This window comes from Mucilaginibacter aquaedulcis (assembly GCF_030409325.1).
In the GTDB taxonomy this organism is placed as follows: Bacteria; Bacteroidota; Bacteroidia; order Sphingobacteriales; family Sphingobacteriaceae; genus Mucilaginibacter; species Mucilaginibacter aquaedulcis.
In genome coordinates, this window is the sequence record NZ_JAUFPR010000001.1 from 170602 (window position 1) to 194046 (window position 23445).

Consider the following 23445-nt stretch of genomic DNA (forward strand, 5'->3'; position numbering starts at 1 on the left):
ATGTACATTATCCCTGCTATTGACATATTGAACAAAAAGGTAGTGCGTTTGCGTGAAGGCGATTATGGTCAGGTAACAGAATACGATGTTACGCTTGAAGAAATGATTGAGCGCTACCAGAGCAATGGTACCAATTTTATACATATCATAGATCTGAACGGCGCAAAAAATGATTTCAGCAATCAACAATACCTGTTTGATGTGATCCGTAAAACCGATATGAAGGTTCAGTACGGAGGCGGTATCCGCAGTATTGATAAAGTAAAGGAACTGATAGACGCGGGCGTTCACCGCGTAATTGTAGGTACTCAGGCGCTTACCAACCCTAACTTTTTACCTGAGCTTGGCAGTGAGATATGCGGTAAAGACAAATGCTCAGACCAGGTAGTTATCGCTATCGATGTTTTGGACGAGGTGATCAAATACTCCGGCTGGATGGAAAGTTCGCCAATTAAACTAAGAGATTACGTTGATAAGTGCCTTTCATTAGGCTTTTTCCGCTTTTTATGTACCGATATCAACAAAGATGGTAAACTGGGCGGCGCGGGCATCGAGCTTTACGAAAAACTGCTTGACCATTCACCATTCATTAAACTGATTGCTTCGGGCGGTGTAAGTTCCATGAAAGATGTTGAACACCTGAGCCGCTTGAAAGTTGAATCGGTTGTGGTAGGCAAGGCTATTTACGAAGGCCACATCACCATCGAAGACGTAAAAAACTGGAACCTGGACGCGCTGATCTCGATTTAGGCCCCCCAGCCCCCTAAAGGGGGAGCTATTTGCATGCTTAACTTTCTGATGAAAAAGAAAATGTTTTTTGGTGCTTCGGCACCAATTTTTAAAAATGCAGAAGCTTTACGTTACCGGATGACAGCCGCTGAAGAACTACTATGGGGGCACCTGAAAGGAAGTCAATTAGGTGTTAAGTTCAGAAGGCAACATCCCTTAGGAATTTATATAGCCGACTTTTATTGTCATCAACATAAGTTGGTTATTGAGTTGGATGGCAGTATTCATAAAATCCCTGAAATAGTAATAGACGATTTAGAGCGACAGTCAAATTTAGAACTCGACGGCATCAAAGTGCTACGCTTTACAAACGATCAAATATTCAACAATTTAAATAAAGTATTGGAAGATATAAATACGCAAATCAAAGGCACCCCCTTTAGGGGGCGGGGGGGGCTTGCCAAGCGCATCATCCCCTGCCTTGATGTTAAAGACGGCCGTACGGTGAAAGGCGTAAACTTTGTTGACCTGCGCGATGCCGGCGATCCGGTTGAACTGGCCTGGAACTACTCGCGCCAGGGTGCCGACGAACTGGTTTTCCTGGATATTACCGCCACTGTTGAGCGCCGTAAAACCATGGTTGAACTGGTAAAGGCTGTTGCCCGCCAGATCAACATTCCATTTACTATTGGTGGCGGTATCAACGAAATTGCCGATGCTAATGCCCTGCTTAATGCTGGTGCTGATAAAATATCCATTAACTCGGCTGCAGTACGTAACCCCGCCCTGATTGACGAATTGGCTAAAGCCTTTGGTGTTCAGTTTGTGGTGATAGCGGTTGATACCCGCAGCATGGGCGATAAAAATATAGTTCATCTGAATGGTGGTCGCCTGCCCACAGAGCGTGAAACATTGGAGTGGATACTGGAAGCCGAAAGCCGTGGCGCAGGTGAGATCCTGCTCACTTCTATGGATCATGATGGTACCAAAAACGGATTCGATAATGGTTTGTTAAAAACAGTTAACGATGCTGTACATATTCCGGTTATAGCCTCGGGCGGCGCAGGCGCGGTACAGCATTTTGTTGATGTATTTGACAAAACTAATGTAGATGCAGCTTTGGCAGCCTCCGTATTTCACTATGGCGAAATACTGATCCCCGACTTAAAAACTGTATTGAAAAGTAATAATATTGAGGTAAGGATATAATTTGGAGCGGGGAGTGCGGTGCGGGGAGCGGGAATTGTGATTAATACACATTATTTCGTTTCCCGCACCACACACCCCGCTCTCCGCACTATCCCCCCACCTCACAACCAACATAAAATGAACATAGATTTCAACAAAACCGACGGACTGGTTCCGGTTATTATACAGGATGAGCAAACCCTTGAGGTGCTCATGCTGGGTTATATGAACCAGGAAGCGTATGATAAAACCGTAAAGGAAAATATCGTTACCTTTTTTTCACGCTCCAAAAACCGCTTGTGGACAAAAGGCGAAACCAGCAGCAATTTTCTGCATGTTAAAAACATCAGCATTGACTGCGATAACGATACCATCCTGATCAAGGTTAAGGCTGATGGCCCAACCTGCCACACCGGTTCGCGCAGCTGCTTTAAAACCGAATATAACCAGAACTTTATACTGGAGCTGGAGAACATCATTGCCGACAGGTATGAGAACCCGGTAGAAGGATCGTACGTGAACAAACTACGCAGCAAAGGGCTCAACAAAATAGCCCAGAAAGTTGGTGAAGAAGGCGTTGAAACCGTGATAGCGGCTCTTGCCGAAACAGAAACAGACCTCATTAATGAATCGTCTGACCTAGTTTTTCACTTGCTGGTACTACTCCGTGAAAAAGGCCTCGACCTTAAAACCATCGCTAAAAATTTAGAAGGAAGACATAAATAAGCTTAGTTCATGGTTTATAGATAATAGTTCATAGTAAAACTTTGATCACTAATTTTCTATCTATGATCCATGAACCATTAACCATGAACTAAAAATGACCGTTGAAAAATTAGCAGAACTAACCGGGCATGGTAATCCCATTTTCACGCTTGAACTTTCGCAAAAGCCGGGTATATTGTTTACAGGCGGCAACGATAAGGGTTTGGTGGAATGGAGCCTGAAGGATTTTTCTTTCATCAAGGTGATGTTTCCGGTTAATGCTTCAATTTATGCTATCCATTGCCCGGCAGGCTTTCCGGTATTAATTGCAGGCCTGCGCAGCGGCGAGGTGCTGGTGTTTGATTTTATACAGCAAAAGCTTATCAAGTCACTCAAGCACCATTTGAAGCCTATTTTCGATATCAAATCGGCAGCTAAAAAAAACGAACTACTGATAGCGTCTGAAGATGGCAGCGTTTCTGTCTGGAACTTGGCGAGTTTAGAGTTGGTGCACACCATCAAAGTGTCAACCGATACCGTTCGCTGCATCGCCATCTCCCCCGACGAAAAACAGGTGGCTTTCGGCTGCCGCGATAATTCTATCAAAATTTACGATCTGGAAGATTATGCCCTGCTTAAAGCCGTGCATGGCCATACCATGTCGGTTTTTGCCTTGGCCTACAGTCCCGATGGCACTTACCTGGCCTCTGGCGGTAGGGATGCGCAAATCAAGATCTGGGATCCGGTAACCTACCAGCCTTTAAAAAATATACCCGCGCATTTATTTGCCATTAACCATATCCTGTTTCATCCTACCCTGCCCTATTTTGCCACAGCCAGCATGGATAAAGGCATCAAAATTTGGGGTGCCGATGATTTTAAATTATACAAGATCATCAGCCGTGAAAAAGGTCATGCCAGCCACCCCCTATCAGTAAACAAACTGGCCTGGAATGGCAACCAGCTACTTTCGGTTAGCGACGATAAAAAGGTGATTGTTTGGGATGTTAATTTCTGAACAGGATTAAACAGATTTATTGGATTAAAGGATTTTACCCGCCGTTGTTGGCGTTGTCACCAACAATTTATCACTGGCCAAGCAAGAGAATGGTGGTGACAACACCAACATTGGCAAGATTTTGTCATTGCGAGCGTAGCGTGGCAATCGCAGACTTTACAGGGAGTACTTGCATTGTTCGCGATTGCTTCGTACCTCGCAATGACAGGTAGTACAAATCAACTACATAAACCGCTTTATACTATGCAGCTTATGCGTATGGCGTTTTTGATCTTCCGAGTAAATCCCATCATTGTCGATCGTATCAATTTTCACCTTGCCCGATGCGTGAATGATCTGCCTGTTATTGAGTATAATACCAACATGCGTTACCCGGCCTTCTGGGTTGTTAAAAAATGCGAGATCGCCTAAACGCGCATTTTCAATAGTTTCAACCAATTTGCCCTCCTGCACCTGCTGACTGGCATCTCTTTGTATATATATGTTGTTGAGTTTAAATACAACCTGGGTAAAGCCCGAGCAGTCGATACCAAAATGAGTACGGCCACCCCAAAGATACGGCGCATTTAAAAAAGATTTAGCTGTGGTAGCAATATCCTCCCGCTCGCCAATTTCACCAACAATCTCAAATTTATCTGTACCAATATTGCAGGTAACACCTTCCAAAAAGGCCAATGAGCTACCTGCAGGTAAATAAATTACGCTGTTATCGGCTTTTTTCCAGGCCTGGGTAACTGCCCTGTAGGTTAAATGCGGATGTGTATTTTTCAGATCATTATAGGCCATGTGGCCAAGCATTACAAATTGCAGGCGACCGATCCACCCGGAGTAGTTATCAACCTGGGTAACCACTTTCACCCACCGCTCCGTCCATTCTAAAATTTCAAAAGTTTCACCAAACAATAGCTGAGATACCTGTTCGCTCCGGTCATTAGCTTCGGCGCGCAACGGGATAACCGCAAGGTTACAAATACCGTATTCCATTTATAATTGTTAAACACAAATATAGAAATATAAAATAATTTATATATTTGTAAGTACTTACGTAATTACTATGAATATAATTGATCAACTGGAAGAATTAGCCATTGGCGCAAGGCTAAAACGCTTATATGATTATTTTGCCAAGGATGTTGTCATGATATATAAAGACGAGCAGTTAAACTTTGAGCCCAAGTATTTTACACTTTATTATCTTATCAGCAGGCAAGGCGAGGCCGGGGTTACCGAAATTGCCGAAGAGCTGAGCCTCACCCATCCTGGTGTTATTCATCTGGCCAAAGAGCTGGAAGCATTGGGTTTCATCGAGTCGGTAAAATCATCCAAAGATAGCCGCCGTCGCATGCTCCGGTTGTCGGCCAAGGGAAAAGAATCGTTACCCAAGTTTGAGCGCGTTTGGGCTAAGATAGTAGCGCTGAATAAAGAGCTTTTCAATAATCAAAAAAACAATCTGTTAAATGCCGTTATGGAAACTGAAGCACAACTAAACGAAAAACCGTATTACCAGCGGTTTCAGGAAATGTTTAACCCGCAAGGCAACAGCCCTGTTAAGGTGATCACCTACCAACCGCAATACGCGCGTTATTTCAAGAACCTGAACATTGAATGGATAAACACTTACTTCACGGTTGAAGAACATGACCTGGAGCAGCTAAACCATCCTGAAGAACATATCCTTGCTGATGGCGGCGAAATTCTTTTTGCGCAAATCAATGATGATATTGCGGGTACCTGCGCGCTTGTTAAAACAGGCCCTGCAGAGTACGAGCTGGCAAAAATGGCGGTAAGCCCCAAATATCAGGGACGTAAAATTGGCAATTTACTGATGGAGGCCGCCATAGCCAAAGCCAAAGAACTTGGCGGAACGCGACTATGGCTTGGTTCAAGCCATAAGTTGGTACCAGCGCTTTCCCTGTACAGAAAATATGGCTTTAAGGAATTTACGGTAGAATCTACCCCATACCAGCGTGCCAGCATACATATGGAGCGTAGTTTGATAGAGTAGATATGAGATTTGGAATCTCATTAAAATCCATAAGAAACAAAAAGGGAACAGCAAGCTGTTCCCTTTTTAATATCGAATAGAATAAAAAATTACTCATTCATGTGCAGCCAATCTTTTTTGGCCAACAGTTCTTCTTCAGTTTCGCGTATATCCTCATCATCCACACAGCAGTCAACAGGGCATACTGCCGCGCACTGTGGTTCATCATGAAAACCAACACACTCGGTACACTTATCAGGCACAATGTAATATATATCGTCAGATAAGGCAGCCTGGGTTTCCTCAGCATTTAAGGTATTACCATCGCCAAAATCAATAACGCCTTTAAGCCCGGTACCATCGCTAAAGCGCCATGCAGCGCCAGCATCATAAATAGCATTATTTGGGCACTCCGGTTCGCAGGCTCCGCAGTTTATGCATTCATCGGTGATTTTAATCGCCATATTTCTAAATATCTAATATTCTCAATTAACTTTGCCTGAAATTAACAAGCGTACAAATATAACAAAAAAAGGCTTTAAGGGTTTAAACCCTTTCCATATATATGTCAAAAATTAATATAAAAAACTCAATAAATTCATTTTCAAGCTTAGGAAAGCAGTTAATAGCGCCAGATGCACAATTAATGGCCGTTATTAACGATGAGCAGTACCATAATGCATGGTTTACACCTGAGAGTGTTTTGAGGGCCGTAACTGCCATTGGCAAAATGCTTAACGAAGCCGATTTGCAGCAATGGTTATCAAAATACAACCTTGAAAACGAAAAACCTGTTAAAAAGATAGGGCTTATTTTGGCGGGTAATATTCCGCTGGTGGGCTTTCATGACGTGCTTTGCGTATTGGCTTCGGGCAATCATGCGCTTATCAAGGCATCATCGCAGGATGCACGCCTCATTAAACAGATATTGCAGCGCTTGGTTGATATTGACGGCAGCTTTGAGGGCAGGTTCACTTTTGTAGAGCGCCTGGCTAATTTTGATGCCATTATAGCCACCGGCAGCAATAACAGCTCTCGTTATTTTGACTATTACTTTGGCAAGGTGCCCAACATTATCCGGAAAAACCGTAATAGTATAGCTCTGCTTACCGGTGCCGAAACTGCTGAAGATTTATTTAACCTCGGCCATGATATTTTTGACTATTATGGTTTAGGCTGCCGCAACGTATCAAAACTACTGGTTCCGGAAGGGTATAACTTCAACTTCTTTTTTGAATCGATAGAGGATCATAAGGCCATCATACATCATCATAAATACAATAATAACTACGATTATAACAAGTCTATATACCTCGTAAACGGCGATGCACATCTGGACAATGGTTTCCTGATGGTAAAGGAAGATGACAGGATGGCATCTCCCCTGTCGGTAGTTTATTTTAGCTATTATTCCGATCTGGCTTCTGCACAGCATATACTTATTGAACAGACCGAAAATCTGCAATGCATTGTCACTTCGGCAACTATCAAAGTACCTAACCAGGTGGTGGGTTTTGGCCAAAGCCAGCAACCCGCATTATGGGATTATGCCGATGGTATTGATACAATGGAATTCTTGGCAAATCTTTAAAATTACAATACCTTTGGAGGGAAGCCTATAGTTGATGGCTCATAGTTCATGTTTATCATATTAAACAGATTTTTACTATGAGCTATGAACCATCAACTATGAACTACAAAACATGAACTAACATGTATATTATAAAAGTTAAAGGCGTTGCCAAAATACCTGATTATGTACAGCTGCGCGACGATAAGTTCACGCTGCTGGCTTATTTCAGGGTTGACAGGCCTGATAAATCGTTGGATAAGGTGGGGCTTGGTGATAAGGCCGAATATATTATGAATATTATAAAAGACCTGCCTTTTGGCCAGATCTTAAAATTAGAGCTATAAAAAAAGATGATCGGAAACTCTGTTATAAAGCTAAACGGTGTTGATATTTTTCAACAGGCACACCTGGTACTATCAAACGTTAACTTACATATTGACAAAGGCGATTTTGTATGGCTGATAGGCCAGACAGGATCGGGCAAAAGTAGTTTGCTTAAGGTAATTTATGGCGACCTGGGCATCAAAAGCGGCACCGGCCATGCCTGTGGTTATGAACTGAGCAAACTCCCCACCCGCGACGTTCCGTATCTGAGGCGCAAGCTGGGCATCGTTTTTCAAGATTTTCAATTACTTACCGATAGGTCAATTGAACAAAACCTGATCTTCGTGATGCGTGCCACCGGCTGGACAGACAAAAAACTGATTGCCGAACGCGCCCTTGATGTACTGGAAAAAGTGGGCTTGCGCTCAAAACTTAAAAAAATGCCGCATGAGCTGTCTGGCGGTGAGCAGCAGCGTGTGGTTATTGCCCGTGCCCTGCTTAACGACCCGGAGATCATCCTGGCCGATGAGCCAACCGGCAACCTCGACCCTGAAACATCTGAAGAAATTGTACTGCTGCTAAAACAGATCAGCCAATCGGGCACCGCGGTACTGGTTGCCACACATGATTATCACATCATCCGTGCCTTCCCATCACGCATCATCAAATGCGAAAACGGCAAGGTACTGGAAGACGCGGAGATTTAACCGTTGATTATTGTATGATTGCAGTGATTGCGTTGATTACCTTTTTGGGTGATAATGATTTTTTGTCTGAACCACGATTTTTGGGATTACTTCGATTATTTTAAATAGATAAAAGAAATCCTGATGATCCAAAAATCCCAAAAATCGCAATTCAGACAAAAATCAACGAAATCATAGCAATCAAAACCAATCAACGGTCAAGGATCAAAGGAATCACCACAATCAAAACTAATCAACGGTCGGTCAACCTGTCACATCCGCGCAAAAGGTGTCACACCTTCCTGTTAAAGATGATAACCACTGACAGCTTGTCGGCTTTAGTATAATGGCAGGATACTTGATTGGCACTATCAGCTATGAAATTTAACGATATGTTGAAGAAAAAGAAGAAAGAAAATACGGATACTCCAGAAAATATGAATACGACAGATCAGGAAAATATACATGCAGAAGGCGAGCCACAGGCTCAAACTGAAACCCCGGAACAAGAGGTTGTAGAAGCACCATCTGCCGAAGATAAATTGAAAGAGGAACTGGCCCAGGCAAATGATAAATACCTGCGCTTATATGCCGAATTTGATAACTTCAGAAGGCGCACCCAAAAAGAACGCGCCGAAGCCCGCGAAACCGAAGGCAAAGAATTATTAGTTGCCTTGTTGCCGGTTCTTGACGATTTTGAACGTGCCCAACGCTCAATGGAAAAAGCGGTTGACGTTGCCCCTGTTAAAGAAGGCGTTACGCTTATCCAAAATAAACTGAAGAATATATTAGGTCAAAAAGGCCTGAAAGAAATGGAATCTGTAGGTGCACCGTTTGATGCCGACCTGCACGAAGCTATTACCAACATCCCTGCCCCTACCGATGATTTAAAAGGTAAGGTGGTTGATGAAATGGAAAAAGGATATTACCTGAAAGACAGGGTTATCCGTTTTGCCAAAGTAATTGTAGGAGCATAAATGATTTCGGATTTGGGATGTTCAATTTGGGATTTTTCTCAAATGATCATCCTTCCTATATCAAAAGCAAATTAAGAACACAATAAATCCGAAATCGAAATTTCGAGATCCGAAATAAATAAAAAACATGGCTAAAAGAGATTATTACGATATCCTGGGAGTTGCAAAAGGTGCCAGTGCCGATGATATAAAAAAGGCATATCGTAAAATGGCTATTAAATATCACCCGGATAAAAACGAGGGTGACAAAGAAGCTGAAGAAAAATTCAAGGAAGCTGCCGAAGCTTATGAAGTTTTAAGCAGTCCTGAAAAACGTCAGCGTTATGACCAGTTTGGCCATGCTGCCAACGCTTCATCTGCAAATGGCGGAGGCTATGGCGGCGGTGGCATGAATATGGAAGACATATTTAGCCAGTTTGGCGATATTTTTGGCGGCGGAAGTCCGTTTGAGGGCTTCTTTGGCGGTGGCGGCCGTCAGGGTGGCGGTGCAGGCGGCAGGCGTGTAGCCCGCGGCAGCAATCTGCGCATCAAAGTACGTTTAACTTTAGAAGAGGTAGCCAACGGTGCCGAGAAGAAAATAAAGGTTAACAAACAAATAGTTTGTAAAACCTGCGATGGCTCTGGCGCTAAGGATAAATCATCATTCCAAACCTGTAAAACCTGTGGTGGCTCGGGCGCTGTGCGCAGGGTAACCAACACCATACTGGGCCAGATGCAAACTACCAGCACCTGCCCTACCTGTAACGGTGAAGGTTCAACCATACTGTCAAAATGTAATGTTTGTCATGGTGATGGCGTGGTGCGCGGCGAAGAGCTGATCACTATCAACGTACCTGCGGGCGTAAGCGAAGGCATGCAATTAAGCATGAGCGGCAAAGGTAACGCTGCCCCACGCGGCGGTGTTCCCGGCGATTTAATTATATTGATTGAAGAGATACCTCACGAAACATTAAAACGTGATGGTAATAACGTGATATATGACCTGCATGTAAACTTTGTTGATGCCACTTTAGGCACCACAGTTGAAGTGCCTACCATTGATGGCAAAGCCAAGATCAAGATTGATCCGGGAACCCAGGGTGGTAAAATTCTGCGCCTGAAAGGCAAAGGTGTGCCTGAGGTAAACTCATATCACCGCGGCGACCAGCTGGTACACATCAACATCTGGACACCAAAAGCTATCAGCAAGGAAGAACGCGATATATTGGAAAAACTGCAATCATCGCCAAACTTTAAACCTAATCCCGGCAAAAACGAAAAAAGCTTTTTCGACAGGATGAAGGAATATTTTGAATAATAGCTGAATGGCCAAAGGCATTAGAAAGTCCAAAATCAATTATGATTTTGGACTTTCTGTTTTAAGATTTGCATTAATGTCATTCTTCAAATAATTTATAAAGCTTCTAATTACTTTGCTTTGATCAACAGATGATAATCGTTCATCATATTTGTTTCTTAGAATTACATCAAACCCAAAATCAATTATTTCGTAATAATATTGCTCGAACTGTACAATAAAGCCTCCTGAGGAATTAAAATCATTCTCTGAATTTTTAAATTTCCTGTATTCAACGACTGCTACTAATCTTTCAAGTTTATGAAATATTTTATCTCTTTCGACTGCATTTGTTGTAATTAAAAATTGACTAAGAGAAGGGTATTTGTAACTATTTGTAGAATCTACAAGAGAAATTGAATTTGACACATCAAAAAACAGGTCGTTAAATTGATTTGCTTTATTAACAAATTTATCGATTAACGGTTCGATATCTAAATCTAATATTTTATCAATTAAAGAATTAGATCTCTCTACTCTGACATTTGTATTATTTAAAATATCCATTTTAAATAAAGCAATCTCTTTATCTATATCTTCATCCTCATCAATATCTCCACCCTTCGCTGCTTTTAAATACAATTGCAACGAACTTTCTAATCGTTCTGCTATATATTCTATAAAAGGCCAATTATCTTCTACATCAGCCCGGCTTAATAATGAATAGTAATTTTTCCGGTCATCCATTTTAACAACCACTGGTGGATAACCCTTTTGCATTAAAATCAAATTCATGAGTATACGCGAAAGCCTACCATTACCATCATCGAAGGGATGTATAGCCACAAATTTGTGATGAAATAATGCAGCTGCAACAACCGGATGTACTTCTTCGCTTACACTTACCTGATTATACCATTCCATTAGTTCCCGCATTTTAATTGGGGTTTCCTCTGGTGAAGTATAATAGTGTGTTTCTCCTGTAGCCGTTTGCACGTGGTTGGGTAATATTTTATATTCTCCAAGCTTTATCCATTTACTTGTGAGTGCACCTTCGGCTGTTTGCGCTTTTACTTCATAAGGTTCTACTAAAATCATTTCATGCAAAGCCCTGATATCGGCTTCTGATATTGGCCGTGTATCTTTAACCAAATCCATTAAAAAATTTATAGCCTGATTATGCCCGCGTATATCTAAATGATCTTTAAGCGGTTTGCCTTTAGCTGTAATACCTTCCATCAAAAAGGCAACGGTTTCTCCATAACTTAACTTATTACCCTCAATAGCATTAGAGTTATAATTCCAATCCAGTCTTAGTTTTTGCATAACCCGACCTTCTACATCAGGAGGCAGCGGACGCATATCGTCTATTTGTTTTTTAAGGGCATCTACTTCCTGTAAAATGGGGGCTTTGCTAAATTCAATTTCGAGCGTCAGGTTCATTCTTTAAAGATATAAATTACCGGGCATATCAAAAAAGCTGGCATGGTGTTATATGCTAACCTTTTTAACTTCAGACAATTCAAATAATCATTATTGTTTATAACTTGGTATTTAAATCAACCATCACTATCTATGAACAATAAACCGGCAACCCAGGTAGCTGTAATTGCTGTCTTTTTTCAAATAGCACTTCAATTCGTTTTCCTTTATATCAGTCCGGATACTTTCAGGTTAAACCCTTATATCAGATATATCTTATCCGGATTAGCCACGCTTATCTATCCGCTGATACTTATTTTTTTGCTGAGCGTACTCAAGTTTTTCCATGAAAAAAACAACATCATAACCGCTTTAACCATATACATTGCCTTTACCGTATTATACAATATTTTAAATATCACTGCTGGTTTTTGGGGTACAAGCCTTGTTACCTACTACTCTGTTGCCAACGGTATCCATTTTTTAATGGAGCTATACCTTGTAGCTACCCTGTTCATGGTGAAGCATCCGGTAATCCGCAGCGGCTTTATACTTTTTGCCGTTTTATTATTAGTGTCATCTATCACCGTGCTGGTTTTGCCTATGTTATTCGGCATGCTGAATATTAGTTTTGAGTTATTCCGCTATATTTATCTGGTTAATGTATTGCCGCTTATTGCTGCCATCATTATATTTAACAAAACTGCCGAGGGCACTAAAAATGTTGATTTCACGAGCGAAAAACCTTTATTTAAGGATGAGCCGTTTTAGCTGTAACCCGAAACCGCAGGTGTAACAATCTGCAATTGCCCGTATCTAAACTATACTAATCACCTTATAAACTAAATAAATGTTAAGCATACGCCATATTGTTAAGCAATACGCCGGCCACCGGGCGCTGAATGATGTAAGCCTGGAGGTTGAAAGCGGTAAAATATTTGGCTTGCTGGGCCCTAACGGAGCCGGCAAAACTTCCCTCATCCGCATCGTGAATCAAATCACCGCTCCCGACTCGGGCGAGGTTTATTTTAATGGCGAAAGGCTCAATCAATCGCATATTAACCGAATTGGCTACCTGCCCGAAGAGCGCGGACTCTACAAAAAAATGGAGATCGGCGAACAAATGATCTACCTGGCCCGCCTTAAAGGACTGAGCCGCGATGAAGCCAATAAACGCCTCAAGTACTGGTTTGAAAAACTGGGCATTGAAGGCTGGTGGAAAAAGAAGATAGAAGAACTTTCAAAAGGTATGCAGCAAAAGGCCCAGTTTGTGGCCACTGTAATGCATGAGCCCGATCTGATTATTCTTGATGAGCCTTTCAGCGGATTTGACCCGGTGAACGCCGAGGTTATCAAGGATGAGATACTGGAGCTTAACCGCAAGGGTGCCACCATCCTGTTCTCTACCCACCGGATGGAATCGGTTGAGGAGCTGTGCGATTCTATCGCTCTTATCAATAAATCGCAGAAGATATTGGACGGCAAGGTTAAACATATTCGTAACTCGTACCGCAACGATACTTACCTTATTGAGTATACCGGCCAGCAACTGAATTTTGATGGCACGCAGCCTTTTGAAATTGTTGGCGATACCCTCTCTGAAGACGACAGCCACATCATCCGCATAAAACTTAATGGCAGCCATAACTCCAATGATGTGCTGCAATACCTGATACCCCGAACCCGGATCAATATGCTGCAGGAAGTAATACCCAGCATGAACGAAATATTTATTGAAAAAGTAAACCATATCAGCTAATCATGAACAAAGTATTACTCATCATACAGCGCGAATACGTTACCCGCGTACGCAAAAAATCGTTCATCATCATGATATTTGTAGTACCGTTGCTTTTACTGGCTATGGGTGGCGTAATTGCCCTGGTTGCTAAGAACAGCAACCAGTTATCATCATTACAGGTTGTTAATGTGCTTGATAACAGTAAAGTGTTCGACGGAAAATTTCGTGATGTATCCAACATCAAGTTTGTTAGAGGCGATCAGGACCTGAATAAAGCCAAGGCAACATCCAAAAACGACGAGAACATCTCTACCTTGTTTATTCCTGCCGATTATGCTAAAAAAGGCGGTGTACAGATCTTCTCCAAAAAGAAATCTGCCATTCAGTTAACCGAAGAAATTGAAAAGCAGATGAATGATATTGCCATTAACAACAGCATGCTTGAGCATCACATCGACCCTGCTTTGGTGAATACCATTAAAAACACCAATATTAACGTAAACTCAGTAGAAATTACCAGCACAGGCGATAAGGATGCCAATATAGGCCCTAACATTGCCATCGCCATTGCTTGTTCTATATTCATTTACATCTCGTTGCTTATTTATGGCGGGCAGGTAATGCGTGGTGTTATCGAGGAAAAAACAAGCCGCATTATTGAGGTGGTTATCTCGTCGGTAAAACCGTTTCAACTCATGCTGGGCAAAATAATTGGTGTGGGTTTGGTTGGCTTAACCCAGTTTTCTGCATGGATCATTCTATCGGTCATATCTTCCAAAATAGCGGGCCATGCTTTTAACTCACCGGCCAGCCCCATGACCGGGATACTGCAAACCCTGCAAACCATTCCGTTTGGATATATATTAAGCTGCTTTTTGTTTTATTTTTTAACCGGATACCTGCTGTACAGCGCCATGTTTGCAGCGGTAGGTTCGGCGGTTGATAGCGAAACAGAAACCCAGCAGTTCATGTTTCCTATCACCATGCCTTTACTGTTTACCTATATTTTGTCGGTATCGGTGCTATTCAGGGCGCCGGATAGTCCGCTGGCGGTTTGGCTCTCCATCATCCCGTTTACTGCACCAGTAGCCATGATGGTGAGGCTGCCTTTTGATCCACCGGGCTGGCAGCTTGCCCTGTCAATGGCCATGATGGTGATCGGCTTTTTGTTTACCACTTACGTAGCCGCCCGCATTTACAGGGTTGGTATATTAATGTATGGCAAAAAGGCAAGCTTTAAAGAACTGGGTAAATGGTTCTTTTACAAAGAGTAACCCACGCAACCTTCAAAATAAATTATACAAAATCCCCGGAATGGTTAAACAATTTCGGGGATTATTTATTTTAGATGCATGAGTAAACGCGTTGCCGTGATGGACCTTGGTACCAACACCTTCCACCTGTTAATTGCCGAGGGCACAGTAAATGATTATCATGAAATTATCCACTACCACGAAGCCGTAAAGCTTGGCGAAGGTGGTATCAACAAAGGCTACATTATTCCCGAGGCTTTTGAGCGCGGTTTAAACACCATGCAAACATTTCAGGAACAGATAAATACCCACCAGGTACAGGCAGTGCGGGCCATTGCTACATCGGCCCTTCGCAGTGCATCAAACGGGGCCGACTTTATTGACCAGGTAAAAAACAAGGCCGGTATCAGCATTGAAATTATTAATGGCGAACAGGAAGCGGGTTTTATTTACGAGGGAGTTAAGATAAGCGGCTGTTTATCGGCCAAAAATTCGCTCATTATGGATATTGGCGGCGGCAGCGTGGAGTTTATTCTGGGTAATGCCGAACATATCATCTGGAAACAAAGCTTCGAGATTGGCGCGGCCCGCCTCATGGACCTCTTTCACCGCACCGACCCTATCCCACCGGCATCTATTGAAGCCCTCGACCTTTACCTCGAAGATCACCTGGCCGACCTGTTTAAAGCTGTTTCCGGTTACCATGTTGATACCCTCATAGGCTCATCAGGCGCGTTTGAAACCTTTGCCGAACTGGCAGAAATCGAAAAAGGCCATTCCTTCAACCTTAAAACTACTAAAAATTACAGCTTTGATCATAATGAGCTATTGATCGAAACCAACAAGCTGGTACAATCAAGCCACCAGCAAAGAGCAGGCAATAAAAGTATTATCCCCGTTAGGGTTGATATGATCGTGGTAGCATCGCTCATTACCCGTTTCATCGTCCAAAAGCTTTCTATTACCAACGTATTGATGTGCAGTAACTCGCTTAAAGAAGGTGTTTTGGCAGAGATGTTAGGTTAGGTATTTCGCACATGTCACTGCTGTTTGTTATCATGCCGGTTTGCATGGCGAAGTCCCGCTCTTGGCCGCGGGAGGGCCAGTCACTTTTTTCTTGATAAAAAAGTAACCAAAAAATCAAGACAAAAAAAAGCTTCCGCCCACAGGCAAAACTCCCGGCCCGCTTTTTTGTCGGGCATTTACCCGCATTTTTAAATCCATTTCACACTTGTCATCCTGAGCATTTCGTCTTTTATTTTAAATTCTGTCAATTCTTTAATTCAATAAATTCCAGTTCAGACACTCTTTAAATTCTATTCATTCTTTAATTCGGTAAATTCTGATTCAGATATTCAGCAGATCAGCTTCGGGTGAAAAGCAGGCAGAACATGTTGGCCTGTGCGGCTGGGAGGGGCATTAGCAAACCTTGCCGAAGCGGAGGTATTGAGCGAACGAAGTGGCGGTAAGGTTTAGCAGCCCGTGGTTCTGGCTGCTTTGCAGGGTAAAGGCCTTGTGGAGCAAAGAAGCCTCTCTGCTGAAAGCCTTTTGGTTACTTTTGTGGCGACATACGGCGAAGCCCTCTTGAGTGCCTTAAAAAAACAAATAACAGTACGAAAAACGTAACTGGCCTTTCCCGCGGCCAAGAGCGGGACTTCGCCATGCCTGCTTGCTAACAGATTTTTTGTTGCGCTCAGGAAGACAATGTATGTGAAGAGATTCAAAAACTCTCCCCAAATTACTCCTATCCTTTGTATATTGGGCGCTTAAATACGCTCTATGAAATTAAAATTTACCGGCTTTGGCCTGCTGGCCCTGTTGGCGCTTAATACTCAGGCTCAAAACAGAAAGATCAACCCTAACGATACTACCTCTAACTATAATCCTGCCGAAGCATTTTCGCCCCAGTTTTATAGCGAAAAAGGGAACGACTTTCATGCAGCCAACGGCAATCCTGGCCCGCGGTACTGGCAAAACCGGGCTAATTATACTCTGAACGTAAAATTGGATACCGCGAGCAAAACCATCAGTGGAACCGAAACTATCGACTATACCAATAATAGCCCTGATGCGCTGCAATACCTGTGGCTGCAAATGGATCAGAACACTTATAAAAAAGATGCCCGGTCAAACTTCGTGACCGGCTTTGCGCCTAAACCTAATCAGCATACCGACGGTTACCAGATCGAGTCGGTGGCAATAGAAGAAGGTGGCGTAAGCAAGCCTGTAAAGTTTGTAATTACTGACAGCCGCATGCAGATCAGGCTAACAAAAGCGGTAGCGCCTAATAAAGGATTGGTGCGCGTCAAGATCAAATATCACTACACTATTCCGGGTAACTTTGGTAACAGAACCGATTACGCCGATACTAAAAATGGCAAGATTTACGAAATTGCCCAGTGGTTTCCGCGCATGTGCGTTTATGACGATAGCCGCGGCTGGGATACTCTCCCATTTTTGGGCAGCGGCGAGTTTTACTTAGACTATGGCGATATCGACTACAGTGTGAACGTTCCCTGGGATATGATCGTAGCCGGATCTGGCGAGTTACAGAATCCTAAAGAAGTATTAACCGCCAAACAACTGGCCCGTCTTGATGCGGCCCGCAACAGCGACAAAACCATTATGATACGTGACTTGGCCGAGGTGAATGATCCGGCCAGTCGCCCGGTGCAAAAGGGTACGCTTACCTGGCACTTTAAAATGCTCAATACCCGCGATGTGGCCTTTGGCGCGTCGAAAGCTTACATATGGGATGCGGCGCGTGTAAACCTGCCCGAAGGAAAAAAATCGCTGGCTATGAGTGTTTACCCGGCCGAAAGCTATGGCAACGATGCCTGGGGTCGCGCTACAGAATACCTGAAAAAATCTATTGAATATTTTTCAGAAAAATGGTTTGTTTACCCATATCCGGTTGCGGTTAACGAGGCCGGTATTGCCGGTGGTATGGAATATCCTGGTATTGTGTTTGATGGCATTACTGATAAGGGCAGTGAACTGTATTGGGTAACTGCGCACGAAATTGGGCATAACTGGTTCCCGATGATCGTAGGATCAAACGAGCGCCGCTTTGCCTGGATGGACGAGGGCCTGAATACTTTTATTGACGTTTACGCATCCGATGCTTTCAACAAAGGCGAATACGCTCCCAAACGCGATGGTGAATACGCCCCCGGCGGCGGTAACCCAGCCGACGAGATCATCCCCTCGATAACCGATCCGGGTTCCCCAAGCATCATGACCGCGCCCGATGCCATCCCTGAAAAATACCGCCATCCACTCACCTATTTTAAACCGGCTTTTGGCCTGGTGTTGCTGCGTGAGCAGATTTTGGGCAAGGACAAGTTTGATTACGCTTTCCGCAATTACATACACCAATGGGCCTATAAACATCCGCAGCCTGATGATTTTTTCCGTTCGATGGAAAATGGTGCAGGCGAAGACCTGAGCTGGTTTTGGAAAGGCTGGTTCTACAATAACTGGTCGCTTGATTTAGCCTTGATAGATGCCAAACAAGTTGATAACAAAACCGGCAAAGGCGTAAGCATCACGGTAGTGAATAAAGAAAAACTACCGATGCCATTTACGGTTGAAGTAAAATATAAAGACGGCAGTAAAGCCCGCACTTACTTACCGGTTGAAACCTGGCTGCAAAATAAACAGATAACCCTTACCCTGCCCGGCACCCTGGAAGCCGAAACCGTAACCGTTGACCCGGACAATGCATTGCCTGACCTGGATAGGAAGAATAATACGTTAAGGGTGAAGTAGTGAGTAGTGAGTAGTGAGTAGTGAGTAGTGAGTAGTGAGAAATAAACTTATCAAGAAATTGTTTTAAACTACGGATATTAAACTTACGAAGTTTTTAAAACTTCGTAAGTTTCCTCCTTTCGCTCGTTTGTAACGAGTGCTTAACATAAGGCAGCGATTGCATCGCGTCACATCAATTGTCATCTCGAACGAGGTACGAGGAGAGATCTTATACGTGGATATACAAGCTGTACAAGATTTCTCCCTGCGGTCGAAATGACAATCAATGAAAGAATTGAAGACTACATAATCACCCAATAAAAAACTGCTGACTAACAACTTTCCCGTTTTCAACTTTATAAACGCAAATTTCCTCCACCTGCTTATCACCTACTCCCTTCACCGTGAAATTCATGGAAAAAACCAAGCTAAAGTAGCTCCCGGCAAAAATGGCTTCAGATACGTTGATACTATGAATTTCAACTTTGGCAAGGAATTGTTTTTCATACTCAATCAGGTTATGGAGTCCGGTTATTGGCTCATTTTTATTATTAGGATCAATGCTTACAGCATCATCGGCAAATAATTCTGTATAGGCTTCAACAAATTTCAACTCATTACATAATGAAGCCAGGCGATTGGCAATTTCTGGTACAGTATTCATTTTTGGATTGTTATGATTATTAATAAATATCAATATTAAACAAATGTTTAAAACATCTGTATTAAAAATAAAAAGTATGATATAGTCGTGATACTGATTAAAACAGATCGATAAAATACCACCATATGATACATTAACACATAATACTTTTTAAAGATTTAAAAAGCATTAAAAAATTATCAAAAACTTGCCAAAACCGGCAGTTTTCCATCATAAATCATCTACTTTTCGATTAAATCTGTTGAATTTCGGTGCATTTTTTTGTTAAAAAGCAACTTTAAAAAGTTTTGGGTTACGTAGGTTTCAAAATATGCTGCCTCATTAATTTGTCAATCTTGGAGATCATATTAAACTATTAATAACCTAAAGCTTTATCTTTGTTAAATGAACACAGCCGATCTGTTGCAACGCGCTTTGCGGTTTGAATTTTTAACCCAGGATGAGGGCGTTTACCTGTACAACAACGCCTCTACTGCCGATCTGATGTATACTGCTAACGAGCTGCGCAAAAAGCAGGTTCCGCATGGCAAAGTAACCTGGCAGATAGACAGAAATGTTAATACTACCAATGTTTGTATAGCCAATTGCAAGTTTTGCAACTTTTTCCGCAGGCCCGGCCATGAGGATAGCTATATCACTGATATTGAAACCTATAAAAAGAAAATAGAGGAAACTTTCCGCTATGGCGGCGACCAGCTCTTGTTACAAGGCGGTCACCATCCTGATCTGGGTCTACAGTTTTATACCGACCTGTTCAGGGAGCTTAAACAGCTGTATCCTAAGTTAAAACTGCACTCTTTAGGTCCCCCGGAAATTGCGCACGTAGCCAAACTGGAAGGTATGGCCCATATAGATGTACTGCGTGCAATGCAGGAAGCCGGGCTTGATTCATTACCCGGTGCCGGTGCCGAGATTCTGAATGATCGTGTGCGCCGCCTGATATCAAAAGGCAAATGCGGTGGTAAAGAGTGGCTTGATGTTATGCGCGCCGCTCATCAGCTTAACCTGCCAACATCGGCAACTATGATGTTTGGCCATATTGAAACTATTGAAGAGCGTTTTGAACACCTGGTTTGGATACGTGAGGTGCAATCAGAAAAACCTGAAGGCGCTCATGGCTTTGTAGCCTTTATACCCTGGCCATTCCAGGACGATGGCACCCTGCTGCGCAAAGTAAGGGGCATCACCAACAACGTAACCGGCGATGAATATATCCGCATGATAGCGCTAAGCCGTATCATGTTGCCTAATATTAAAAACATACAGGCCTCATGGTTAACCGTTGGTAAACAGGTTGCCCAGCTATGCCTGCATGCTGGAGCTAATGATTTTGGCTCAATCATGATTGAAGAGAACGTAGTATCTGCCGCAGGTGCACCGCACAGGTTTACCGCTAAGGGTATCCAGGAATCAATTATCGAAGCCGGTTTTGAGCCACAATTGCGCACTCAGAAATACGACTGGCGCGATATCCCCGCCGAAATAGAAGAACAGGTAATAAACTATTAGTATTTTAGTTTTGAGTGATGAGTTTTGAGTTTTATTTTTCAATGTAAGTATTACTCAAAACTCATCACTTATTACGCTCCACTTAACTGACTATGCAACACCATATTGAGGCATTAATTTTCGCGTCGGAGCAGGGTATCCGTATGGAGGAGATCATGTACTGCCTGCAAGCCGCTTTCGAGCGCGATTTTACTGTTGATGAGGTTACCGAAAGCATCACCGCTATTCAAAATAAATATAATGCTGATGATTTAGCCATCGAACTGGTAAAAATTAACAACGGCTACCAGTTTTTCACCAAAAAGAAATATCACCCCGTAATCAATTTACTGCAGCTGCAACGGTCTAAAAAGAAGCTTACCCAGGCTGCTTTGGAAACACTGGCGATCATTGCTTATAAGCAGCCCGTGACAAAAACTGATGTAGAACAAATACGTGGCGTAAACTGCGATTACTCGATACAAAAACTGCTCGAAAAAGAGCTAATTGCTATAATTGGGAAGTCGGAGAGCATTGGAAAACCCATTTTGTATGGCACCAGCAGCATGTTCATGGATTATTTCGGGATAAACAGCATTGATGAATTACCTCAAATTAAGGATTTTACAGCGGCCACCGTTGCCATTGGCGAGCAAACAGAATAATTTTAAAAGATATTTTTAATAAAAATGATTTTAATTATTTTTACTACTGAATTAGCCGACAGAAGTACCCCGTAAAATTGATACTTTTAGGCCTGTTTAATTTATATTGATAAAGTTTTACAAATAAAATCCGTTACAATGGGAGCGCCAAAAAAACCGACCACTAAAAAGATCGACAACTCAGAAGATGATTTGGATGAAGACGATGATCAACTTACCCCTAAAAAGAAAAAAGTAGTTGATGAGGATGAAGATGATTTTGATGGACCTTTAGATGATGATCTGGGCAGAGGTTACGAATCATTTGACGATGAAGATGACGACGATTATTAATTAATAAAGACACATATCTAATTTAAAAGCATTCAGCACCTGCCACTGAATGCTTTTTTTCATATTTGGCCCCGAGGCCGCGCCTATGGTAATTACAGAAGTAAAAGACAAAGCATCAAAAAAAGCATTTTTAAATGTTGCCCGTATCATTTATAAAAACGACAGTACCTGGGTTTGTCCGCTTGATAATGATGTTGAGGCTGTATTTGATCCGGCCAAAAACAACTTTCACCATGATGGTAAATGTACCCGATGGATACTTACTGATGATAATAACCAGCTTATTGGACGCGTTGCGGCGTTCATCAACAATAAAAAGGCTTACCATTATGAGCAGCCAACGGGAGGCATGGGCTTTTTTGAATGTATTAATAATCAGGATGCCGCTTTTTTACTGTTTGATACCGCTCAAAAATGGCTGAAGGAAAATGGCATGCAGGCCATGGACGGCCCCATTAACTTTGGCGAAAATGATAATTTTTGGGGGCTGCTGGTAGAAGGTTTTACACATCCCTCCTATGGCATGAATTATAATCCGCCGTATTATAAGGCCTTTTTTGAGAACTATGGCTTTAAAACCCTTTATGAACAGATTACCAATCACCTGGATGTACATAAGCCTTTTTCAGAGCGGTTTACCAAAATTGCCAACTGGGTAATAAAAAAGCCCGGCTATGATTTCAAACATTTCAGGGTAAAGGAAATGGAAAAATTCGCGGCCGATTTTATAGAGATCTATAATGATGCCTGGAAAGATTTTGAAAACTTTGTACCCATTACCCAGGCCACTATAGCCGAGAGTTTTGAAAAAATGAAGGCACTAATGGACGAAAAACTGATCTGGTTTGCCTATGTTGATAACGAACCGGCCTCTTTCATCATTATTTTGCCTGATGCCAACCAAATGCTTAAGCCGCTTAATGGCAAACTTAACCTGATTGGCAAGCTCAAGTTTTTATATTACCGGTGGAAAGGCGTATCAAGGATGCGGGCCATTGTAATGGGCACCAAACAAAAATATCAAAAACACGGGCTCGAATCGGCCATATTTATCAAACTTAAAGAATATGTGTTGCCTTTAAAGCAATATGACGAACTGGAGCTATCATGGGTGGGCGATTTTAATGAGAAAATGATTGCCATCCACAGTGCCGTAGGAGCTACTTTTGGTAAAAAGCATTTAACAATGCGTTATATATTTAAATAAAAACAAAAAGCCCGGCTTAAGCCGGGCTGCTATTTATTATGCGGTTGCTTTGGAGTGCCTAAGCTCTTCAAAGAGTTCAATTACCTTTTTTTGCAGGTCAATAACCTCTGTTTCCCGATCCATTAAACGTTTGTTAACAGTTTCTAACTCATTAACAAATTTCTGATCGTGTTCAGCATCATTAAATGTAAGCAGCTGAACAACAGACATTTCAAACAAAGTTGCAATTTGCTCTAATCTCGATAAATTAATATCGGTTATTCCTGTTTCAATTTTTGAAAAAGCAGGAATTGAAATATCCAATCTTTTTGCAACATCCTCCTGGCTCCACCCTTTTTGATGACGTAGCAGTCTGATTTTTTTCCCAAGTGTTTTCATGTGACTTTAATAATAGTATTAGGTTTTTCGCGAAAGTTAATTACCTTGCAATATTATTTATTATTGCACTAATTATCAACTAAT

At 42.3% G+C, this 23445-nt stretch carries 24 protein-coding genes and 1 pseudogene; 20 read left to right on the forward strand and 5 right to left on the reverse strand.

All coding sequences use genetic code 11. The features are described from left to right. The 5 genes and pseudogenes from QWZ01_RS00675 (at nucleotide 1) to QWZ01_RS00695 (ending at nucleotide 3640) form a co-directional block, all read left to right on the forward strand. Nucleotides 1-750, forward strand: a complete 750-nt coding sequence (locus QWZ01_RS00675) for a 1-(5-phosphoribosyl)-5-[(5-phosphoribosylamino)methylideneamino]imidazole-4-carboxamide isomerase (protein ID WP_290321282.1) — start codon at nucleotides 1-3, stop codon at nucleotides 748-750. Between the two features lie 60 nt (nucleotides 751-810). Then, nucleotides 811-1143, forward strand: a pseudogene (locus QWZ01_RS00680) (endonuclease domain-containing protein); the annotation flags it as partial. Nucleotides 1144-1152: 9 nt separating this feature from the next. Continuing rightward, the gene (hisF, locus tag QWZ01_RS00685; protein WP_290322072.1) at nucleotides 1153-1938 is read left to right on the forward strand and encodes an imidazole glycerol phosphate synthase subunit HisF; all 786 of its coding nucleotides are present in this window, start codon (nucleotides 1153-1155) and stop codon (nucleotides 1936-1938) included. A 117-nt stretch (nucleotides 1939-2055) separates the two neighbouring features. Further along, a complete protein-coding gene (hisIE, locus tag QWZ01_RS00690) occupies nucleotides 2056-2643 on the forward strand; it encodes a bifunctional phosphoribosyl-AMP cyclohydrolase/phosphoribosyl-ATP diphosphatase HisIE (RefSeq protein WP_290321283.1) in 588 nt (195 codons plus the stop codon). Between the two features lie 94 nt (nucleotides 2644-2737). Beyond that, nucleotides 2738-3640 (forward strand): WD40 repeat domain-containing protein, encoded by a 903-nt coding sequence (locus QWZ01_RS00695; protein ID WP_290321284.1) that lies wholly within the window; start codon nucleotides 2738-2740, stop codon nucleotides 3638-3640. 222 nt (nucleotides 3641-3862) lie between these two features. Here QWZ01_RS00695 and QWZ01_RS00700 read toward each other — a convergent pair whose 3' ends face one another. After that, on the reverse strand, nucleotides 3863-4624 hold the full coding sequence (locus QWZ01_RS00700; protein ID WP_290321285.1) for a C40 family peptidase: 762 nt from the start codon (nucleotides 4622-4624) through the stop codon (nucleotides 3863-3865). A gap of 70 nt (nucleotides 4625-4694) precedes the next feature. On the opposite strand from QWZ01_RS00700, the gene QWZ01_RS00705 reads away from it, so the two are divergent. Continuing rightward, on the forward strand, nucleotides 4695-5645 hold the full coding sequence (locus QWZ01_RS00705) for a bifunctional helix-turn-helix transcriptional regulator/GNAT family N-acetyltransferase (protein WP_290321286.1): 951 nt from the start codon (nucleotides 4695-4697) through the stop codon (nucleotides 5643-5645). Between the two features lie 89 nt (nucleotides 5646-5734). On the opposite strand, the gene QWZ01_RS00710 is transcribed toward QWZ01_RS00705, so the two are convergent. Continuing rightward, entirely contained in the window at nucleotides 5735-6088 is a 354-nt protein-coding gene (locus QWZ01_RS00710) for a 4Fe-4S dicluster domain-containing protein (protein WP_290321287.1), read from the reverse strand. Between the two features lie 101 nt (nucleotides 6089-6189). Between QWZ01_RS00710 and QWZ01_RS00715 the strand changes: the two genes are divergently transcribed. The 5 genes from QWZ01_RS00715 to dnaJ all read left to right on the forward strand — a co-directional run bounded on the left by QWZ01_RS00715 (nucleotide 6190) and on the right by dnaJ (nucleotide 10481). After that, nucleotides 6190-7215, forward strand: a complete 1026-nt coding sequence (locus QWZ01_RS00715; protein WP_290321288.1) for an acyl-CoA reductase — start codon at nucleotides 6190-6192, stop codon at nucleotides 7213-7215. Nucleotides 7216-7337: 122 nt separating this feature from the next. Beyond that, nucleotides 7338-7541, forward strand: coding sequence for a fructose-6-phosphate aldolase (locus QWZ01_RS00720; RefSeq protein WP_290321289.1), 204 nt, complete (start codon nucleotides 7338-7340; stop codon nucleotides 7539-7541). Nucleotides 7542-7547: 6 nt separating this feature from the next. Continuing rightward, nucleotides 7548-8228 carry a cell division ATP-binding protein FtsE gene (locus QWZ01_RS00725; protein ID WP_290321290.1) on the forward strand — a complete coding sequence of 227 codons (681 nt, stop codon included), beginning with the start codon at nucleotides 7548-7550 and terminating at the stop codon, nucleotides 8226-8228. Between the two features lie 371 nt (nucleotides 8229-8599). Further along, a complete protein-coding gene (locus QWZ01_RS00730) occupies nucleotides 8600-9184 on the forward strand; it encodes a nucleotide exchange factor GrpE (protein ID WP_290321291.1) in 585 nt (194 codons plus the stop codon). Between the two features lie 127 nt (nucleotides 9185-9311). Next, nucleotides 9312-10481: a molecular chaperone DnaJ gene (gene dnaJ / locus QWZ01_RS00735; RefSeq protein WP_290321292.1), complete on the forward strand. Its 1170-nt coding sequence runs from the start codon at nucleotides 9312-9314 to the stop codon at nucleotides 10479-10481. 39 nt (nucleotides 10482-10520) lie between these two features. Here dnaJ and QWZ01_RS00740 read toward each other — a convergent pair whose 3' ends face one another. After that, nucleotides 10521-11903 (reverse strand): Fic family protein, encoded by a 1383-nt coding sequence (locus QWZ01_RS00740; RefSeq protein WP_290321293.1) that lies wholly within the window; start codon nucleotides 11901-11903, stop codon nucleotides 10521-10523. A gap of 132 nt (nucleotides 11904-12035) precedes the next feature. Between QWZ01_RS00740 and QWZ01_RS00745 the strand changes: the two genes are divergently transcribed. The 5 genes from QWZ01_RS00745 to QWZ01_RS00765 all read left to right on the forward strand — a co-directional run bounded on the left by QWZ01_RS00745 (nucleotide 12036) and on the right by QWZ01_RS00765 (nucleotide 18647). After that, entirely contained in the window at nucleotides 12036-12653 is a 618-nt protein-coding gene (locus tag QWZ01_RS00745; RefSeq protein WP_290321294.1) for a hypothetical protein, read from the forward strand. 79 nt (nucleotides 12654-12732) lie between these two features. After that, nucleotides 12733-13641 carry an ABC transporter ATP-binding protein gene (locus tag QWZ01_RS00750; protein ID WP_290321295.1) on the forward strand — a complete coding sequence of 303 codons (909 nt, stop codon included), beginning with the start codon at nucleotides 12733-12735 and terminating at the stop codon, nucleotides 13639-13641. 2 nt (nucleotides 13642-13643) lie between these two features. Further along, nucleotides 13644-14897: an ABC transporter permease gene (locus QWZ01_RS00755; RefSeq protein ID WP_290321296.1), complete on the forward strand. Its 1254-nt coding sequence runs from the start codon at nucleotides 13644-13646 to the stop codon at nucleotides 14895-14897. A gap of 78 nt (nucleotides 14898-14975) precedes the next feature. Further along, entirely contained in the window at nucleotides 14976-15902 is a 927-nt protein-coding gene (locus QWZ01_RS00760) for a Ppx/GppA phosphatase family protein (RefSeq protein ID WP_290321297.1), read from the forward strand. Between the two features lie 753 nt (nucleotides 15903-16655). After that, nucleotides 16656-18647 carry a M1 family metallopeptidase gene (locus QWZ01_RS00765; RefSeq protein ID WP_290321298.1) on the forward strand — a complete coding sequence of 664 codons (1992 nt, stop codon included), beginning with the start codon at nucleotides 16656-16658 and terminating at the stop codon, nucleotides 18645-18647. Nucleotides 18648-18936: 289 nt separating this feature from the next. Here the strand turns inward: QWZ01_RS00765 and QWZ01_RS00770 are convergent, their stop codons facing one another. Continuing rightward, on the reverse strand, nucleotides 18937-19290 hold the full coding sequence (locus tag QWZ01_RS00770) for a nuclear transport factor 2 family protein (protein ID WP_290321300.1): 354 nt from the start codon (nucleotides 19288-19290) through the stop codon (nucleotides 18937-18939). Between the two features lie 384 nt (nucleotides 19291-19674). On the opposite strand from QWZ01_RS00770, the gene mqnC reads away from it, so the two are divergent. The 4 genes from mqnC to QWZ01_RS00790 all read left to right on the forward strand — a co-directional run bounded on the left by mqnC (nucleotide 19675) and on the right by QWZ01_RS00790 (nucleotide 22983). After that, complete coding sequence (gene mqnC / locus QWZ01_RS00775; RefSeq protein WP_290321301.1) at nucleotides 19675-20799, forward strand: cyclic dehypoxanthinyl futalosine synthase; 1125 nt, start codon at nucleotides 19675-19677, stop codon at nucleotides 20797-20799. Between the two features lie 92 nt (nucleotides 20800-20891). Next, nucleotides 20892-21443 carry an SMC-Scp complex subunit ScpB gene (gene scpB / locus QWZ01_RS00780; RefSeq protein ID WP_290321302.1) on the forward strand — a complete coding sequence of 184 codons (552 nt, stop codon included), beginning with the start codon at nucleotides 20892-20894 and terminating at the stop codon, nucleotides 21441-21443. Nucleotides 21444-21581: 138 nt separating this feature from the next. Then, on the forward strand, nucleotides 21582-21776 hold the full coding sequence (locus QWZ01_RS00785; protein ID WP_290321303.1) for a hypothetical protein: 195 nt from the start codon (nucleotides 21582-21584) through the stop codon (nucleotides 21774-21776). A gap of 85 nt (nucleotides 21777-21861) precedes the next feature. Continuing rightward, entirely contained in the window at nucleotides 21862-22983 is a 1122-nt protein-coding gene (locus QWZ01_RS00790) for a GNAT family N-acetyltransferase (RefSeq protein WP_290322073.1), read from the forward strand. Between the two features lie 36 nt (nucleotides 22984-23019). On the opposite strand, the gene QWZ01_RS00795 is transcribed toward QWZ01_RS00790, so the two are convergent. Further along, nucleotides 23020-23361 (reverse strand): helix-turn-helix domain-containing protein, encoded by a 342-nt coding sequence (locus QWZ01_RS00795; protein WP_172338262.1) that lies wholly within the window; start codon nucleotides 23359-23361, stop codon nucleotides 23020-23022. Nucleotides 23362-23445 lie beyond the last annotated feature (84 nt).